This window comes from Rubidibacter lacunae KORDI 51-2 (assembly GCF_000473895.1).
Lineage (GTDB): Bacteria > Cyanobacteriota > Cyanobacteriia > Cyanobacteriales > Rubidibacteraceae > Rubidibacter > Rubidibacter lacunae.
The window spans coordinates 36,030-51,380 of sequence record NZ_ASSJ01000041.1; the positions used below are offsets into that span (position 1 = coordinate 36,030).

Sequence of the window (15,351 nt, forward strand, 5' to 3'; positions counted from 1 at the left end):
TGCAAATTCCTTACCGAAACGACCTTGAGCGAGCTACCGATAATCCAGCGCACCCACGACCTCATCAAGTGGTACGTGCCGATTCTCAACAAACTGCCCCGCGACCATAAATTCATGCTAGGCGACCGGATCGTTTCCGCGCTGTACGACTTACTGGAAGGGTTGGTCCGCGCTCGCTACAGTCGCGACAAGCTCGATCTTCTCCAGTCCCTCAATGCCCAGCTTTCGGTGTTGCGCCACCAAACCCGTTTGCTGTTGGACTTCGAGCTGATTTCCAGCAAACGCTTCCAATTCGCCAACCAGCACCTCGACGCAATTGGTAGCGAGCTCGGCGGTTGGATTAAGCGGCAACAAACGTTCCGCCCGGTCGAAGCTGCATGAAACGTTACGGTAACCTCTGGCCCGAAATCATCGACTTCGACAACCTATTGCTCGCTGCCCGTAACGCCCAACGGGGCAAACGTTATCGCGATAACGTCCTGGCATTCAATGCCAACCTCGCCAGCGAACTCACTCGCCTGCAAACCGAACTTAACGAGCAGCGGTACGTCCCCGGTGGCTACCACACCTTCGAAATCCGCGACCCCAAACCGCGTCTAATTTCCGCTGCACCTTACCGCGATCGCGTGGTGCATCACGCCCTCTGCAACGTCATCCAGTGGCGCATCGAGCGCAGCTTCATCCACGACAGCTACGCCAACCGCCTCGGCTACGGCACCCACCGCGCCCTGAAGCGCTTCACCACCTTCGCTCGCAGCCACCGCTACGTGCTGCAGTGCGACATCCGCAAGTATTTCCCCAGCATCGATCGCGAAATCCTCAAAACCCTACTGCGCCGCAAACTCAAGTGTCCGCAAACGCTCTGGCTGGCCGACACGATTATCGACGCTAGCGTTCGGCACGGCGACTTGTCTGCCGCAGACGCACGCCACTTCCCCGGGGACGAGCTGCTGACCCCACTCGAACGCCGTCGCGGACTGCCCATCGGCAACCTCACCAGCCAGTTCTTTGCCAACCTCTACCTTAACGGGCTGGACCACTTCGTCAACGAGCAACTGCGCGTCCCCCACTACCTGCGCTACGCGGACGACTTCGCCCTCTTCAGCAACGATCGCGCCCAACTCGTGGCGGCACGGGAGGCGATCGCAGTGTATCTGGAAACCTTGCGCCTGCAGCTCCACCCCATCAAAACGCAACTGTTCGAGACGCGGCACGGCGCTAACTTCGTGGGCTTCAGGGTGCTGGGCGATCGCGTACGGGTCCGCAACGACAACCTGCAGCGATCGCGGCGGCGACTGCGGAAACTGCAGCGGGAGTATGGTGTCGGGGCGATCGCGCCAGAAAAGATAGCGCAGCGGCTGCAAAGTTGGGACGCGCACCTGCGACACGGAGACACCTACCGGTTGCGGCAGTGCATCTTCGCCAACCTAAGATTCGAGCTGCTCGGCGATCGCGATCGTCTAGAACCAACCGAGTGCATCCGGGAGAGGGTCAACGCATGAAGGCCAAGCTTGTCGAGGCGATCGCCCAACTTGTGCGGACGCTGTCCGATGAGGAACGCGACCTTCTGGAAGCCAAACTGCAGCAGGAACGCGATCTCGCGGCAGTCGGTGCGATCGCGCGACCTCAATCTGCCCTCGACCTAGCGCGGCCGTGGGTAGGCTGCCTCGACGACGGACCGGAAGACTTGTCCTGCCAGATTTGACGGTATCCAGCCGGCGATCGCGCGGCAGGTCGGTTCGCGTTATGCTGCGAGCGGGACAGGCCGCGAACGCGGCGGCTCCTGGAACGACAATCCGAGGAACTGCCGCTCCGCGTACCGCAACAACTACAACCCCGGCGACCGTAACAACAACATCGGTCTCCGTGTAGCGTGCGCCGCGCCGAGCACTCTCCTGTACCAGAGCTGGCAGATGGGAATCTGTCGGGAGTGTCAGGGAGAGTCCAGACCGGTTCCGGCGATGCGAAAGCATCCAAAAATAAAACCGGACCGGACAGCTTGGTAGGGAAACCGAAGAGTCGTCCGGTCCACCTGCATTCAGAGTGGTAATGGCCGAGCTAGTCATTCGCAAAGAGAGCCGGACGGCATACTACTTCCCCGAGCAGCTCCGTGACGGGCTAAACCTGGACATGATCGAGGTGCCAGGCGGTACGTTCGTGATGGGGTCGCCCGAGAACGAGCCAGAGCGGGAGTCTGACGAAGGACCGCAGCACGAGGTAAAGGTACCGCCATTCTTTCTGGGGCGCTATCCGGTAACGCAAGCCCAGTGGCAGTTCGTGGCGACGGAATTGCCACAAGTGAAGATCGAGCTCGACCCCGACCCGTCTGAGTTTAAGGGAAGCGATCGCCCCGTCGAGCAAGTCACTTGGTACGAGGCAGTGGAGTTCTGCGACCGCCTAGCCGCCCGCACGGGACGCCCGTACCGACTACCGAGCGAAGCGGAGTGGGAGTATGCCTGTCGTGCTAGAACGAAGACACCGTTCTACTTCGGCAAGACGATATCAACTGAGCTGGCGAACTACGACGGCAACTACACCTATCACAACGGACCGGAAGGGGAATATCGCCAGGAGACGACGCCGGTAGGACACTTCGGAATCGCCAATGGATTCGGGTTAAGCGACATGCACGGAAACGTCTATGAGTGGTGCCAGGACCACTGGCACGACAGATATGAAGAGGGGGTTGTTCCGCTCGATGGAAGCGCCTGGGAGGACCGGGGAGAGGGCGCAGAACGCATAATACGCGGCGGCTCCTGGCTCGATGATCCGAGGGGGTGCCGCTCCGCGTACCGCTTCTACTTCAATCCCGGCGTCCGTGACAGCGACCTCGGTCTCCGTGTAGCGTGCGCCGCGCCGAGGACGTAGCCCTTTCCTCTTTTTCACTCTTTCCCTTTTCCGCGCGCCAAAACCAAGCCAGTTAAGTTTTGTAACATGGACTGGATGACTGTCAGCAAGTATGTATTGCAAATCCGGATGGGCAGCAGGCGGACAAGGAATGCAGTGCGCCACTCCATCCAAACTCAAACAACCGACCCCAACAAATTCAATACCGCGGGCGATCGCGGAGCCACTCCACTACAGAGCGATCCGGCAATGAACAACGCCAGCACAGGCCATCAACCAAAGCAGCAAGCCTAAAATATCAACCGCAGCCCTCAACCACGATCGGTTCGATCCAGCCAAGGAGCAACCCCAAGCTATGAGCGCCACTGCCCTCATCGCGATCGCCAGCCCGCTCGCGATTGCCGCAGCCTTCTGGTGGCAGAACCCTCAACCCGTCACCCCACCCCGCTCGGCAGCACCAAACCCCTGGCGATCGCGCCCGTCAAACAAACGCAGACCTGTTAGGTCAAGCCCGGCAGTATCTTCGACGGCGACACCATGCGGGTAGTCATCGGCTCCAAAGAACTGAAGAGTCGCTACTGCGGCATCGATGCCCCCGAAACCGATCAACCCCTGGGCATCGAGGCACGCGACTCGTAGGGATACGGTTGGGGAAGTAGGGGCGATCGCGCACGCACAATAAGGCATCGTAATTCGATCCCAGCGACAGCGACCTCGTCCCGGTGTACCAGCAGGAAGTAGCGTGGCGGGGGCAGTTGGTCGTGGCGATCGCCACTTTCTTGCTTTCGGCAGGATAAGTTATCCTACTACAAGCAGGAGGTGATAGCGATGAAGACCAAAATATCGGCAACCGTGGACGCCGAGCTGTTGTCCAGTTTGGAGAAGCAAACGGGAGAAGGGCGATCGCAACTCCTGGAGAAAGCCCTGCGGCACTACCAGCGCTTTTTGACCCAGCAACAGCTCGAGCAATTTTACTCGCAACACCCCGAGACCGCAGACGAGCAATACGCTGCAGACGTGGCCGAAATGAACGCCGCTGCCGCGCTCGCCGATGACTGAGTCAGTTCGGCAGGGAGAGGTGTATCTCTTCAAGGCTGTCTCCAGTAGGGGCGACAGCAAGAAACGTCCGTGGGTCATCGTCTCTGAGAACGTCCGCAACCATTACAGCAGCATGGTGTTGGCGGTTCCATTCACCTCCAATAACACCAACATCCCGCCAACGCGGGTCCGGATACCGAAGGGAGAAGGCGGGTTGGACGTGGATTCGGTTGCCATGTGCGATCGCATCACGACGCTGGAAAAGACCCTGTTTGACCGCGGACCCTACGGCGGGACGATTGGTGCCGACTATCTGTCGCAGATCCAGGACGCAGTGCTCGTTGCCTTAGGGCGATATTAGGCAGTGTTCCACCCGCGATCGCCCCCCCCCCCCCGAGTTTTCTTTGGGGAAACCAGGAGCGCGTGCGATCGCCTTGCGGTTGGGACGAACCCCGAGCGATCGCGTCACACCTATTGCTCATTCGTCGGAGGAGGTCGCCGTTGGACCGTCGCGCGCGGGTCGCTCCTCTCCCCCCCCACTCATCACTCGCGAATAGCAGCAAACGCGGTGCGCTTATTGCCATCAACAAAGGGATGGTTCGAAGCGTGATAGTAGAGATATTAAAGCAGATAGGCTGCTGCCTGCTCGGGAATCGTAGGATGCAACAACGCACCAGCAAATGTGGCTCGGGGTTGAGCGAGCGCGGAGTCGAGCAACCCTGCATCCCGCAGTCCGGGTGTACCGCCTAGGGTCGCGATTTGGTCCGCATGAATCTGCAAGACAACCTCGCGAGTGAGGAACTTAGGAATTGGCAAGGCGACGATACACCTCAGCGCGCTCCTGCCTGGAGTGTAGGTAGGCTTGCCAGAACAAATCGGCATCGGAGCGATCGGAGGATGGCTGGAGCGATCGCACGAATGACAGCACTTTCTCCGGGTCGGACTCCGGAATCTGCTCTAGTGCTTGCAGCAGTTCTTCTTTGGTGGTCATCTCGTTTACCATCAGGTTACTGACTGCCGTCGCACGAGTACTCAAAGCATAGCGCGCGCGTCAAAGGGCAATGGCATCGATTACTCAGCACACGCGATCGCCTAGAACCTACCCAATACAACCGGGAGTGGATCGCCGCATGAATGCCAAGCTGGTCAACGCGATCGCTCAGCTCGTCCGCAAGCAGTCCGAGGCGGAACGCGACCTGCTGGTAGTAAAGCTGCGGCAGGACAGCGATCGCGCAGCAGTCGGTGCGATCGCCCGACATCAATATGCCCTCGACCTGCCCCAGTCTTGGGTAGGCTGCATCGACGACGGACCGGAAGCCTTGTCCTGCCAGATTTGAAGGTATCCAGCCGGCGATCGCTCAGCAGGTCGGTTCGCGTTATGCTGCGAGCGAGACAAGTCGCGATCGCGGCGGCTCCTGGAACGACAATTCGAGGAAGTGCCGCTCCACGTACCGCAATAACAATATCGGTTTCCGTGTTAGGTGCGCCGCCGAGCACTCTCCTGTTCCAGAGCTGGCAGATGGAAATCTGTCGGGAGTGTCAGGGAGAGTCCAGATATGTTCCGGCGATGCGAAAGCATCTAAAAATAAAACCGGACCGGACAGCTTGGAAGGGAAACCGAAGGGTCTTGCGGTCCACCTGCATACAGAGTCGTCATGGCCGAGCTAAACATTCCCGGAACGCACCGGAAGACACACTACTTTCCCGAGCGGCTCCGTGCCGGGTTGAACCTGGACATGATTGAGGTGCCAGGCGGGAGCTTCTTAATAGGGTCGCCTGAGACCGAGCCCGAGCGAGATCCTCACGAAGGTCCTCAGCACGAGGTAAATGTACCGCAATTCTTTATAGGGCGCTATCCCGTAACGCAAGCCCAATGGCAATTCGTGGCAACGGAACTGCCCGAGGTAAATCGCGAACTCGACCCCGATCCTGCGAAGTTCAAGGGAAGCGATCGCCCGGTCGAACAAGTCAACTGGTACGAGGCAGTGGAGTTTTGCGATCGCCTGGCTGCCCACACGGGACGCCGGTACCGTCTGCCCTGTGAAGCGGAGTGGGAGTATGCCTGCCGTGCAGGAACGAAGACACCGTTCTACTTTGGCAAGACCATTTCACCTGAGCTAGCAAACTACAACAGCGCATACATAGACGGCGGTGGACCGAAAGGGGAAGAACGCGAGGGGACGTCGCCGGTAGGACACTTCGGAAATGCCAACGGCTTCGGATTAAGCGATATGCACGGAAATGTCTTTGAGTGGTGCCATGACAAATATCGCGAGAGGTACGAAGCGGTGGTCGTTCCGAGCGATGGAGATGCTTGGGGGGACCAAGAAATTCAGGACGCAGATCGCATGATACGCGGCGGCGCCTGGAGCTCGTATTCCAAGCAATGCCGCTCTGCTTACCGCTACAACAGCTTTGCCGGCGATCGCCTCGACGACGTCGGTTTCCGGGTGGCGTGCACCGCCCCGAGAACGTAACCTTTTCTCTCTTTTACTCTTCTATGCACCGGAGACAAAAAAGTTAAGCGTTACACCAGCAACCGGACAATTACCAAGGAATCTGTTGTGCAATCCCCGGTAAGCTTCAGGCGAACCGAGCGTGGAGTACCCTACCATCCAAGCTCTAGCGAACGATCCTAACAAGCTCCGAATACCGCGCGCGATCGCGCAGCCACTCAACGTCGAAGCGATCGGCAATAGCAGCAACACGTTTGGACCAAGGGAGACCTCGATTATTTCGCTTAAGACCGAAAGTTGGCGCGGCAGCACGGGGCGTTTCAGCCGCCAATACGCCAGAATTCGAGAAATTTTCAAGGTTTCCCAAGGTCTGGTTTAGGAGTCTCTTGAACTCAGATCTTGGTATTCGATCGAGATATTAGAACTGTAATTGACTCCTATGAATGTAGCCTGGCAAATTGCATGCATCTGTTTGAAACCAATCACCGGAGGAACCGTATATATTCACACTTGAAACTCGCTGAATAGTGCAAAGTAGTTCGCCATTCGGTGAAAGCCGCACATTAGAGGGAGGATCGTAAACTAGTGCTGAACTTGCAGTGGGAAGAGAAACAGGAAATGTGTCAATTTCCCAGCGAGAGCTGCTAACAGGGCAGTTCGGAACGGCTCCGATATTGGTGATATCCCATTGAATCCGAGCAGCTGCCATGTTCTGCCAAACGATAGTCACAAAGCCATTGCATTCACTCGATCCCGTCGACAAAGAAAATCTCCCACGCCAAGTACCCCCAGGGTCGCACGCGCCTACCTCGCTGATGAAGATAGAGCCAACATAAGGACTGCCGCCGAAAACAGTTTGCACGCCACTGAGGTTACGGCGATCGCTGGAGCAGATCCTACCAAGTTCGGGAATGATTGTTTTCCCCGACTCTGAACGCCATTCAACAGCATTTGCCGGAAGGCAGAGAGAGCCAGACAGGGCTACAGCGGTTGCCAATATCAAAACAGATGACTGTCTCATACAGAAAACTTCCCCACCAATAAAACTCTTAGTCAATCCGCACTCAGTTATATCGCAAAAATTGCTTGGTGTGCGAGTGGCCGAGCACGCGCAGATCGGAGGTGCCGCTGCGGTTGCCAGGGCAAGGACAGCGCCTTAGCGAGCAGGAGCGCCAAGCGCCAGACAGATGCTGATAAGAGTGGCGCGAACATTAGCGCGAACATTAGTAGGAATTGTGGGAAATCCATCGGGCTTTAGCCAAATCGGCACCGATCGCCTAAGGGGAGATGAAAGCCAAGCCAAGTTTCATCAGCATCTCAGGGATAGTAACGTTCGCTCGGCTAAACCCAACTTCATCAGAGGCCGTTTGAAAAGTTCGGGGCGGTTTCAAATTACGCCAGCCGTGTGACTATCAGGCGGAACGTCGCAATCTGAATTATCGCCTCCGATGAGTCCGGCAGATACTCGTAGTCCACATTCAACCGCCGATACTAAATGCAAGCCTCGGTCCCTAGCTTCAGCTCTCAATGAACCGAGCACTTTTGCAAGAAATTTTCCGATAGCGATCGCCTCGTCCAGTCAATCGCACTCCTTAAAAAAGCACTGCCCGGCGTCTAGCCAAGCAGTGCAAAGCTATTGCTTTCTGTTAGCTGACTAACTTATCCAAACGACAGCGCTAGGGACTGTGCGAGTTGCTGTAGTCCTTGCACGATCGCAACTGTCACCTGATGCGTCACGGGCAAGCTGTCCACCACCATGCCGGTACACAGCAGCATCATGTACAAGATCGAAAACTTGAACAACGATCGCGCTAGTTGCTTGTCCGAGGGTGCTTGCTTGAGCTGAGAGGCTTTTTGAAGAAACAGCGCGCCCAGCACGCCCGCGATCGCCGCGTATGTCGCACCCAAAGGACCCCACGGAACGATCGGCAGCGCCGTCATCGGCACGACGATTAGCGTGTAGAGCCAAATCTGCCGTGCTGTTTCTTTCTCACCGGCAACGACCGGCAACATCGGCACGTTCACTGCCGCGTAGTCATCGCGGATCATCAACGCCAACGACCAAAAATGCGGCGGCGTCCACACGAAAATAATCGCGAACAGCAACCAAGGCATCCAACCCAAGTCGCCCGTCACTGCTGCCCAACCGACCAACGGCGGAATCGCCCCAGCCGCACCGCCAATGACGATGTTCTGCGGGCTGTTGCGCTTCAGCCAGTGGGTATACACCAACATGTAGATCGCAATCCCCGCCATTGCTAGCAACGCGCTCAGCAGATTCGCCCAAACTGCCAACAAAACGAACGACACCACCCCCAAGGCGATCGCGAAGATCAGCGCGTGTTGTGGCTGTACCCGCCCAGATGGAATCGGGCGCTTGCGCGTGCGCTGCATGTCGTAGTCGATGTCGCGATCGTAGATGCAGTTGAGCGTTTGCGCGCTGGCGGCAGCCAGCGTTCCGCCCAGCAGCGTCACCGCTAACAGCAGTGGTTCGACACTTCCCTCGGATGCAATCCACATTGCTGCTGCTGTAGTAATCAACAGCAATGGAATAATCCGGGGCTTGGTGAGCTGCACGTAGCTCTGAAGCACCTGTCGGATATTCTCGTTCCGACGTGGGATGCACGTTCCGGTCGTGGTCATGATTGAAAACCTCGTTGCATAGATAGGCAGGCAGAGAGTCCGGGCAGCAACCGATGGCAGTCGAGACGGTACGACCGCTCTTGCAAACCAGCCGTTGGCATCAGCCAGCAGCAAGCGCGCGATCTTGGCGCACCAGCAAGCTCAGAACGAGCAAGACGCCCAACAATAGCGCCCCAATCGTCTGGTGGGCTACTGTCAGCGACTCCACTTGGAGGTGTAAATGCATCGTCGCGAGGCCGAGCAGGATTTGCAATACGACTAGCCCGGCGGCTGCCGTTGCCAATCGTCGCAACCAAGGATGAAGTCCGGGGGTATTCCATGCCAGTCCAACTGCTACCCCCGTGGCCACCGTGGCAGGAATAACGCCGAGCAGGTGACTGTGGACGATCGCGCACATCGCGGCGCCGCCCAAACATTGGTGCACTGCCCAGCGCGACGCTACCAGCCCGCCGAGCAGACTTTGTACATACACCAACCCGGTTGCAGTTGGGGCCGCGATCGCTAACCAGCGCCCCGTCGCCCCCGACCCCTGGAACGGAGTCAGTGCGACCGCAATTGAGAGCAACGCGGCAAAAAATAACAGTGCCGTACCCAGGTGCATCGTCACGATGTCGAAGCGGAGCATCTCGGTCACCGTTAGCGCACCCAACAACGCTTGCATCATTACGAGCAGCACCGCGCCTGCTGATGCCCAAGGCAGCCAGCCAGGCAAGCGATGGCGCTCCCACACAGTCCAAGCCAACAATCCCAGGGTACTGAGACCGATAAAACCGGCGTCGAGACGGTGGAACCACTCTAGAAAAACCTGCAGGTTCATCTGCTGGCTGGGGACGAGTTGCCCATAGCAGAGCGGCCAGTCCGGGCAGGCCAGTCCGGCATTCGCTACCCGCGTTGCACTCCCAATTGCCATCAAAATGAGTGTGGCGACGGCAATTTTCCACACCAGACCGCGCACTTGGGCAGGCACGGGCGTGGACGGCGCATCGAGAAAGCGTGGGGGTTGCAGGAAAGATTCGGTCATAACTGTTGCAACTTCTTCGTACAAATTCGCTGTTAAGCGAGCGATCGCTAACCTTGGGACTAAGCTGAAAACTGGGTTGGTTTGCCGTACCGCAGCTATCAGCTCGCCCTTACAACCCACTGTAACCAGGACTATCGAGCGCCTCGGTTGCTTTAGACATTCTTCAGATTGGTCTCAGAATATCCGCAACAAAGCTTTACGTAATCATCTAACAATGTGGTTCGATAGATCGAGCAATAAGTCTTGGTCTATAAAACTTGGGGGCGATCCTGAAGTTAAGTTAAAGTTCTTGAGGTTGCGGGTTCCGGGTTCTGACTCAGTTAAGTGTGGGATAGTTAGCGTTTCCTGCCAGGTCCAGGCTCAGTCCGTCAATCGAGCTTGTTTTCCTGTTTTGCTCGCCCATTAACCATGCACTCCTTGTCAAATCAACGGCATGCCAAAAAATCAATCCAAATTCAAGATGGATCCCTCCGACGGTTTTCAACGCAGCCGGGTTCATTACTGTCGAATCCCGCCAACTTTATCGCCGTTAGTCAGGATTATTGATGAACTCTTATGCGGAGACCTTTAATCTATTGCCGAGCAAGGCTTGCAGACTTTTTCGCTCAATGACGGTGCGTTTCTATACAAGTAGATTGGAGCCTACTCAGAGCAAGGGTTTGAGGCTTCGGCAAAATCTTCGTGAATAATCCTGGACAGCTTGTGACCTTCCCTCGATCTTGCCTGGATTATTCATGAGCAGGCTGAAATGGGCAGAGCTTCGGGAATATCAGAGGTAACCTGGGCTGGCAAGCCTTCTCGTCGGTCTATTTCTGCCTTAATCTGCTTTCGACTGCCTCATTCGGGCGGCGATTGCAGATCATTTTCTCTGGGAAGTATACGTCTCCCTTGGCGGACTCACCTCTCATTGCGCGGTTGCGCTTGCTCCACATAGCTGCCGCGCTATCTGACTGATTTCCTCGGCATAGAGCCTGTAAAGTTTTTTGTGTAAGCGGTCCAAGAGATAACCCAATAGGAGACCGCAACCTATGCCCAGACGCAAGTCATAACCCTCCGAAACCGACCAGCTCCTCAACCAACTCCGGCAGCATTACTCCGGTCCCGAGCAAATCCTCGGCGAGAATGGGCTGCTCGAACAGCTCACCCCCCGTTTGGTCGAACACGCCCTCCCAGGCAAATCTACCCACCCCCCTCCAGGAGCAGGCTGCCGACCCCGAAGCGCTGCCCAATAGTCGCAACGGCGACTCGCGCCAAACCGTCCAATGCAACCAAGGCAGCCTCGAGCTGCAGATTCCGCGGGACCGTCGCAGCGAATTCACGCCCGCCCTCTAATCCAGGCTAGCGGAGTTCGCCGAGAAGTGGGACGCCACCGACCCGACCATCAGCGCGATGTGGTTGCGGCACTGGGAGCCAGTCATCCCGTTCTTCTATTACCCGCCGGGAATCCGGCGAGCGATTGACACGACCAACGCGATTGAAGCGCCGAACGACTCGTTGCGGAAGGTATTGAAGGCCAAGGGATCGGTTCCGTCAGAGGCCGCGGTCTTCAAGTTGCTCTAACTAGCGCTGGAGAAGATTGCCGAGAATTGGACGATGCCACTGGCGAACTGGGAAGGCGGCGCTAGCGCGATTGGCCATCGAGCATGCCGAGTGCTTCACCGACTGTGGTCTCCTTGCTCACCCAAAAAACTTGACACCCCCCATTTGAAAAGTCGGGTTGCTCGAAATCGAGCACATGTCTCGCGACGAGGGAATAGGATTTTGGGGCTTTTCTACGGATCGCTCAGGGTACTTTGGTACCCGACTAGACCCTTTTCAAATAGCCTCTTAGATCTTGGCAGTCAATCCCGCTTGCCGCATTAATTCTATTTCTTGCTCCAACCCTTCAGGCAGAGATCGCGGCGCGAACCCAAAGTCTTGTTGGGCGGCAGCGTGGGAAAACGCCTTGTCTTCTTGGAGGCGCAAAATTTGCTCCCGGCGGACGGGAGAACGGTCTCCCAGTAAGAACTCTGCTGTTGTTGCCGCCCACACCCCTATCTGATAGGGGAGCGAAACCAGCCGTACAGGCTTGCCCAAGCAGGAACCGACCAGCTGCAGGAGTTCGCGGAAGCTGACCACTGTACCACCAGACAGATCGTACGCACCTTCAATATCCGGACACTGCCACACGCTAAGCAGAGCTTGGGCTAAATCGTCGGCGTGGACGGGCTGCAATAGATTGTTGCCGGGACCGAAGACTGGAAAGAGTCCGTATCGATCGCAGAACCGAACCAATTTGTGGATGTTCTTATCGCGCGGGGAGCCGTAGATCATTGTCGGGCGGAGCAAACAAGTACTGCCGGGGTATTGTTCGAGCTCGGCTTCGGCAGCTTTGTAGGCGCGGGAGTATTCGTTGTAGCGCGAGAACACGCCGGTGGTCCCAATAACGATCGCGCGCGGTTGGCGGTCTAGCTGGCGCAGACTTGCCAGCAGCGGCGGGACGTGACGCAACTGGGCCAAATGCACGATTGTGTCGGGTTCCCATTGGGCGATCGCCTGCTTCCAGCTGGTAGCTTCGGAGCTGTCGCCGACGGCGAACTTCAGCTTGAGGTCGAGCTCCTCTAAGGCCGCGCGATCGCCTGTCGGTCGCACGAGGCAAACCACCTCAGCTTGCGGGGCAGCGACAGCCAGACGTTGGAGAAACCATCCACCGGTCAGACCGGTGGCTCCGGTGATTAGCGTTCTCATGCTCCTCAACTCGTAGGAACGGACTGCGAAGAAGGTTGAAGTCGAGCGCCAGTAGGCAAGCGCCAGCCCCTGTGACCGATGGCGGCTATGCCTTAGCCACGCTCCCGGCGTGCACCAACGCTTCGCGATAAGCAGCAAGCGTGCGCTCCATCATCATGGAGAAAGTGTATTCGCACTCGTAGCGCGAGCGCGCCGCCTTGCCCATCGCCACACGGCGATCGCGATTCTCGATTAGCTCGCGCAAGCGTTTGCGTAGGGTATCGGCATCGCCGTGCGGAATACTGAAACCAGTCTCGCCCTCCACGATCGCCTCTGATGCTCCGCAAACGTCTGAAACGACAACCGGCAATCCCGCTCGCATGGCCTCAAGAGTGGACGTTGGGAAGCCCTCCCAGTTGGTGATCAGCGCGAAGATGTGGTAGTCCTTCAGACGCTCCGACACGTCGGTGCAGAAACCGAGAAAATTGACCTTATGAGCGATGCCCAGCGCATGGGCCCGTAAGCGCACCCCATCCTTAGTGGGGCCGTCGCCGATGAAATCGAGCTGCACGCCTTCGAGGTCTTTAATAGCTTTGAGTATCGTGATGTGGTCCTTCTGTAGCTCGAAGCGCGCGACCATGACAACTTTCACTGGGTTGCCGCTGCCAGGTTCGGCACGCCACGACTTCGGAACGTCCTGTACGCTGCGGTGGATTTTGATAAGCTTGCCTGGCGGCATCCCAGCCGTGCGCATGCCGAGCTGTCGATCCCATTCCGATACGCAAATCAAGCGATCCGTAAAACCAATTGCCCATTGCTCCAGCCACTTATAAATAGTGCGTTTGGGTTCGGGAACGCCATCAGCAAACGACCAACCGTGGGCGGTAAAAATGACCGGCGTGCCGGTTTGCTTGGCCGCCAGCCTGCCGAGGATACCGGTTTTACTCGAGTGGGTCGAGACGAGATTGGGCTGAAAATCGCGAATGGCTCCGCGCAAAAATGCCAGCGTCTGCAGGTCTTGCAGAGGATTGATATTGTTTTTGAGAGTGGGACAGACGCGTGACTGGATCCCGGATTTCTCAAGAAAGTCGTTGTAGGGACCGTATGTGCCTGTGACAACCAACACTGCATGACCGCTCTCAGACAGTGCACTCGCTACGTTGTGGACGTGAAGCTGAGCGCCTCCAACCGTATCGGAGCGGGTGATGGCAAACAAGATTCTCATTGGTCCACCTTCAAGCAATCCGTCGAATCGTGAAGTGTTTGGCTGAGAAGCTTCCATATCTTACCCGATCGCATCATTTGTCCCGGATGCAAGTTGAAGACGCCATTGCCTGGGTGTAAATCTGCTCGTACTGAGCCGTCACAGCAGGGAGTGCGAAGTGTTCCTGAACGCGCGCCCGCGCTCTTGCTCCCAGGAGCGCACGACCGTCTGCACCCAATTCAATGAGCTCGGACCACGCTGCTGCCAGTGCGTTTGGGTTCTTCGGCGGAACGACGCGCCCGGTATCTGCCACCATAACGCCTGCGTCGCCCACATCCGTAACGGTACAGGGAACACCACAAGCCATTGCCTCCCCCACAACCAGAGGAAATGCCTCGCCCGTTGCCGATGACAGTCCGCCGATATCGAGGGCAGCCATCAATCGCGGCATGTCATCTCGCTGCCCCAAGAACAGCGCACGATCTCCCAGTCCCAACTGCGTGACGAGCGCTTGCAAGTCGGGATTTTCGGGTGTGACATCCGTTCCAATTAGGAGAAAGCGAGCATTCGGGTGACTCGGCAATAACTGTGCTGCTGCCCGCAAGAAGTTTGCATGATCCTTCATTGGGTGGTAACGGCAGACCAAGCCAATGAGCGGTGCATCCGTTGCAATCCCGAATTCGTCGCGCACTTCAGCGCGAGAGGTCGGCGAGGGTTGGAAGCGCTCGGTCTCAAAGCCATTGGGGATAATGCAGCCGCGATCGCTTCGGTAACCAATGCGCTCGTGCTGCTCTCGGCTGACATGGGAGACATAGATTAGGCGATAGCATGCCCCGGATACCCTCGCGCCGAGTTTTATGGCGGCAGCAGTGAGGCGCTTTTCGCGCTCGAGGTCATAGATCGAATGATGGATACCCCAAATGACGGGCGGTTGCTGACGCGTCGTGATGCTGCCAAACCATGCGGCAAGGTTGCCGTGATACATCCAACCTTGCAATATGTCCGGAGCGAGCCGACCGAGCAACCGAAGCAGTCGAAGAGCGGATCCAGGCGTCGGGAAACCGCGCTGCATACCGAGGTCGAATACCGGCACGCCCACAGATTCAATTTGCGGTCGCAATGTCCCTCCTGCGGTCAATGAGATGACGCTATGCCGAAAGTAACGGGAATCGGAGTTGGCTAGCAGGCGATAGAGCATAATCTCAGCACCGCCTACTTCTAGACCCGTTGTAACGTGAGTGATACGAATAGTGGCAGTTGGCATGAAAATTTTGAAGCCAGGTCCAGTCGAAAGGATGAAATTTCAGATCGTTATCCGTGAAAGTATATGCCAACCACCGAATACTAGTATCCGTGCAAGAGAGGTTGGACCCTTAACATGACTGGCGATCGAACGCTGAACGACGTGTTGGTTCGCAGGCAAAGCATTAGATACC

At 57.1% G+C, this 15,351-nt stretch carries 20 protein-coding genes and 2 pseudogenes; 12 read left to right on the forward strand and 10 right to left on the reverse strand.

Going from position 1 to position 15,351, the window contains the following annotated elements; all coding sequences use genetic code 11:
• Positions 1-24: 24 nt before the first annotated feature.
• The 4 genes from avd to KR51_RS07050 all read left to right on the forward strand — a co-directional run bounded on the left by avd (position 25) and on the right by KR51_RS07050 (position 2,868).
• Positions 25-381 carry a diversity-generating retroelement protein Avd gene (gene avd / locus KR51_RS07035; protein ID WP_022606284.1) on the forward strand — a complete coding sequence of 119 codons (357 nt, stop codon included), beginning with the start codon at positions 25-27 and terminating at the stop codon, positions 379-381.
• Complete coding sequence (locus KR51_RS07040) at positions 378-1,502, forward strand: RNA-directed DNA polymerase (protein ID WP_022606285.1); 1,125 nt, start codon at positions 378-380, stop codon at positions 1,500-1,502. Before avd ends, KR51_RS07040 begins: the two co-directional genes overlap by 4 nt.
• Complete coding sequence (locus KR51_RS07045; protein ID WP_022606286.1) at positions 1,499-1,705, forward strand: hypothetical protein; 207 nt, start codon at positions 1,499-1,501, stop codon at positions 1,703-1,705. The genes KR51_RS07040 and KR51_RS07045 overlap by 4 nt, the downstream gene beginning before the upstream one ends.
• 344 nt (positions 1,706-2,049) lie before the next feature.
• Positions 2,050-2,868, forward strand: coding sequence for a formylglycine-generating enzyme family protein (locus tag KR51_RS07050; protein ID WP_022606287.1), 819 nt, complete (start codon positions 2,050-2,052; stop codon positions 2,866-2,868).
• Between the two features lie 277 nt (positions 2,869-3,145).
• On the opposite strand, the gene KR51_RS20925 is transcribed toward KR51_RS07050, so the two are convergent.
• Both KR51_RS20925 and KR51_RS19385 read right to left on the reverse strand, forming a co-directional pair.
• Positions 3,146-3,277 carry a hypothetical protein gene (locus KR51_RS20925; protein ID WP_269634893.1) on the reverse strand — a complete coding sequence of 44 codons (132 nt, stop codon included), beginning with the start codon at positions 3,275-3,277 and terminating at the stop codon, positions 3,146-3,148.
• Positions 3,274-3,534, reverse strand: coding sequence for a hypothetical protein (locus KR51_RS19385; RefSeq protein ID WP_022606289.1), 261 nt, complete (start codon positions 3,532-3,534; stop codon positions 3,274-3,276). The genes KR51_RS20925 and KR51_RS19385 overlap by 4 nt, the downstream gene beginning before the upstream one ends.
• 141 nt (positions 3,535-3,675) lie before the next feature.
• Here KR51_RS19385 and KR51_RS07060 point away from each other — a divergent pair, with 141 nt between their 5' ends.
• From KR51_RS07060 to KR51_RS20580, 3 genes are read left to right on the forward strand one after another with little or no spacing between them, the layout of a single operon-like run.
• Positions 3,676-3,906: a hypothetical protein gene (locus KR51_RS07060; protein ID WP_022606290.1), complete on the forward strand. Its 231-nt coding sequence runs from the start codon at positions 3,676-3,678 to the stop codon at positions 3,904-3,906.
• Positions 3,899-4,246: a type II toxin-antitoxin system PemK/MazF family toxin gene (locus KR51_RS07065; RefSeq protein ID WP_022606291.1), complete on the forward strand. Its 348-nt coding sequence runs from the start codon at positions 3,899-3,901 to the stop codon at positions 4,244-4,246. Before KR51_RS07060 ends, KR51_RS07065 begins: the two co-directional genes overlap by 8 nt.
• A gap of 43 nt (positions 4,247-4,289) precedes the next feature.
• Entirely contained in the window at positions 4,290-4,442 is a 153-nt protein-coding gene (locus tag KR51_RS20580; protein WP_232214552.1) for a hypothetical protein, read from the forward strand.
• Here the strand turns inward: KR51_RS20580 and KR51_RS21195 are convergent.
• Together KR51_RS21195 and KR51_RS07075 are read right to left on the reverse strand one after the other, a co-directional pair.
• Positions 4,429-4,767 (reverse strand): annotated as a pseudogene (locus KR51_RS21195) (type II toxin-antitoxin system death-on-curing family toxin). The gene KR51_RS20580 and the pseudogene KR51_RS21195 overlap by 14 nt on opposite strands.
• Complete coding sequence (locus KR51_RS07075) at positions 4,688-4,921, reverse strand: hypothetical protein (protein WP_022606292.1); 234 nt, start codon at positions 4,919-4,921, stop codon at positions 4,688-4,690. The pseudogene KR51_RS21195 and the gene KR51_RS07075 overlap by 80 nt, the downstream one beginning before the upstream one ends.
• 25 nt (positions 4,922-4,946) lie before the next feature.
• Here KR51_RS07075 and KR51_RS07080 point away from each other — a divergent pair, with 25 nt between their 5' ends.
• The 3 genes from KR51_RS07080 (at position 4,947) to KR51_RS07090 (ending at position 6,720) form a co-directional block, all read left to right on the forward strand.
• Entirely contained in the window at positions 4,947-5,222 is a 276-nt protein-coding gene (locus KR51_RS07080; RefSeq protein WP_156915009.1) for a hypothetical protein, read from the forward strand.
• Between the two features lie 318 nt (positions 5,223-5,540).
• Positions 5,541-6,362, forward strand: coding sequence for a formylglycine-generating enzyme family protein (locus KR51_RS07085; RefSeq protein WP_022606294.1), 822 nt, complete (start codon positions 5,541-5,543; stop codon positions 6,360-6,362).
• A gap of 121 nt (positions 6,363-6,483) precedes the next feature.
• Positions 6,484-6,720, forward strand: coding sequence for a hypothetical protein (locus KR51_RS07090; RefSeq protein ID WP_022606295.1), 237 nt, complete (start codon positions 6,484-6,486; stop codon positions 6,718-6,720).
• A gap of 1,280 nt (positions 6,721-8,000) precedes the next feature.
• On the opposite strand, the gene KR51_RS07100 is transcribed toward KR51_RS07090, so the two are convergent.
• From KR51_RS07100 to KR51_RS21200, 3 genes are all read right to left on the reverse strand, one after another.
• Positions 8,001-8,984, reverse strand: coding sequence for a heme o synthase (locus KR51_RS07100; RefSeq protein WP_022606297.1), 984 nt, complete (start codon positions 8,982-8,984; stop codon positions 8,001-8,003).
• A 100-nt stretch (positions 8,985-9,084) separates the two neighbouring features.
• Positions 9,085-10,005 (reverse strand): COX15/CtaA family protein, encoded by a 921-nt coding sequence (locus KR51_RS07105; RefSeq protein ID WP_022606298.1) that lies wholly within the window; start codon positions 10,003-10,005, stop codon positions 9,085-9,087.
• A 1,043-nt stretch (positions 10,006-11,048) separates the two neighbouring features.
• A complete protein-coding gene (locus KR51_RS21200; protein ID WP_408638096.1) occupies positions 11,049-11,192 on the reverse strand; it encodes a hypothetical protein in 144 nt (47 codons plus the stop codon).
• Between KR51_RS21200 and KR51_RS21205 the strand changes: the two genes are divergently transcribed.
• Both KR51_RS21205 and KR51_RS21210 read left to right on the forward strand, forming a co-directional pair.
• Positions 11,128-11,337, forward strand: coding sequence for a transposase (locus KR51_RS21205; protein WP_040655485.1), 210 nt, complete (start codon positions 11,128-11,130; stop codon positions 11,335-11,337). The genes KR51_RS21200 and KR51_RS21205 overlap by 65 nt on opposite strands.
• A 15-nt stretch (positions 11,338-11,352) precedes the next feature.
• A pseudogene (locus KR51_RS21210) lies at positions 11,353-11,565 on the forward strand (transposase); the annotation flags it as partial.
• A gap of 267 nt (positions 11,566-11,832) precedes the next feature.
• Here KR51_RS21210 and KR51_RS07120 read toward each other — a convergent pair.
• The 3 genes from KR51_RS07120 to KR51_RS07130 form a co-directional block, all read right to left on the reverse strand.
• Entirely contained in the window at positions 11,833-12,732 is a 900-nt protein-coding gene (locus KR51_RS07120) for an NAD-dependent epimerase/dehydratase family protein (RefSeq protein ID WP_040655487.1), read from the reverse strand.
• Positions 12,733-12,817: 85 nt separating this feature from the next.
• The gene (locus KR51_RS07125) at positions 12,818-13,936 is read right to left on the reverse strand and encodes a glycosyltransferase family 4 protein (protein ID WP_022606305.1); all 1,119 of its coding nucleotides are present in this window, start codon (positions 13,934-13,936) and stop codon (positions 12,818-12,820) included.
• 73 nt (positions 13,937-14,009) lie between these two features.
• Entirely contained in the window at positions 14,010-15,179 is a 1,170-nt protein-coding gene (locus KR51_RS07130; protein ID WP_022606307.1) for a glycosyltransferase family 4 protein, read from the reverse strand.
• Between the last annotated feature and the right edge of the window lie 172 nt (positions 15,180-15,351).

Coding starts and splice junctions, on each gene's coding strand:
- KR51_RS07130 (WP_022606307.1), bottom strand. CDS start 15,179: ATGCCAACTGCCACTATTCGTATCACTCACGTTACAACGGGTCTAGAA.
- KR51_RS21205 (WP_040655485.1), top strand. CDS start 11,128: ATGGGCTGCTCGAACAGCTCACCCCCCGTTTGGTCGAACACGCCCTCC.
- KR51_RS07060 (WP_022606290.1), top strand. CDS start 3,676: ATGAAGACCAAAATATCGGCAACCGTGGACGCCGAGCTGTTGTCCAGT.
- KR51_RS07085 (WP_022606294.1), top strand. CDS start 5,541: ATGGCCGAGCTAAACATTCCCGGAACGCACCGGAAGACACACTACTTT.
- KR51_RS19385 (WP_022606289.1), bottom strand. CDS start 3,534: ATGCCTTATTGTGCGTGCGCGATCGCCCCTACTTCCCCAACCGTATCC.
- KR51_RS07120 (WP_040655487.1), bottom strand. CDS start 12,732: ATGAGAACGCTAATCACCGGAGCCACCGGTCTGACCGGTGGATGGTTT.
- KR51_RS07125 (WP_022606305.1), bottom strand. CDS start 13,936: ATGAGAATCTTGTTTGCCATCACCCGCTCCGATACGGTTGGAGGCGCT.
- KR51_RS07040 (WP_022606285.1), top strand. CDS start 378: ATGAAACGTTACGGTAACCTCTGGCCCGAAATCATCGACTTCGACAAC.
- KR51_RS07050 (WP_022606287.1), top strand. CDS start 2,050: ATGGCCGAGCTAGTCATTCGCAAAGAGAGCCGGACGGCATACTACTTC.
- KR51_RS07065 (WP_022606291.1), top strand. CDS start 3,899: ATGACTGAGTCAGTTCGGCAGGGAGAGGTGTATCTCTTCAAGGCTGTC.
- KR51_RS07045 (WP_022606286.1), top strand. CDS start 1,499: ATGAAGGCCAAGCTTGTCGAGGCGATCGCCCAACTTGTGCGGACGCTG.
- KR51_RS07100 (WP_022606297.1), bottom strand. CDS start 8,984: ATGACCACGACCGGAACGTGCATCCCACGTCGGAACGAGAATATCCGA.
- KR51_RS07080 (WP_156915009.1), top strand. CDS start 4,947: ATGGCATCGATTACTCAGCACACGCGATCGCCTAGAACCTACCCAATA.
- KR51_RS07105 (WP_022606298.1), bottom strand. CDS start 10,005: ATGACCGAATCTTTCCTGCAACCCCCACGCTTTCTCGATGCGCCGTCC.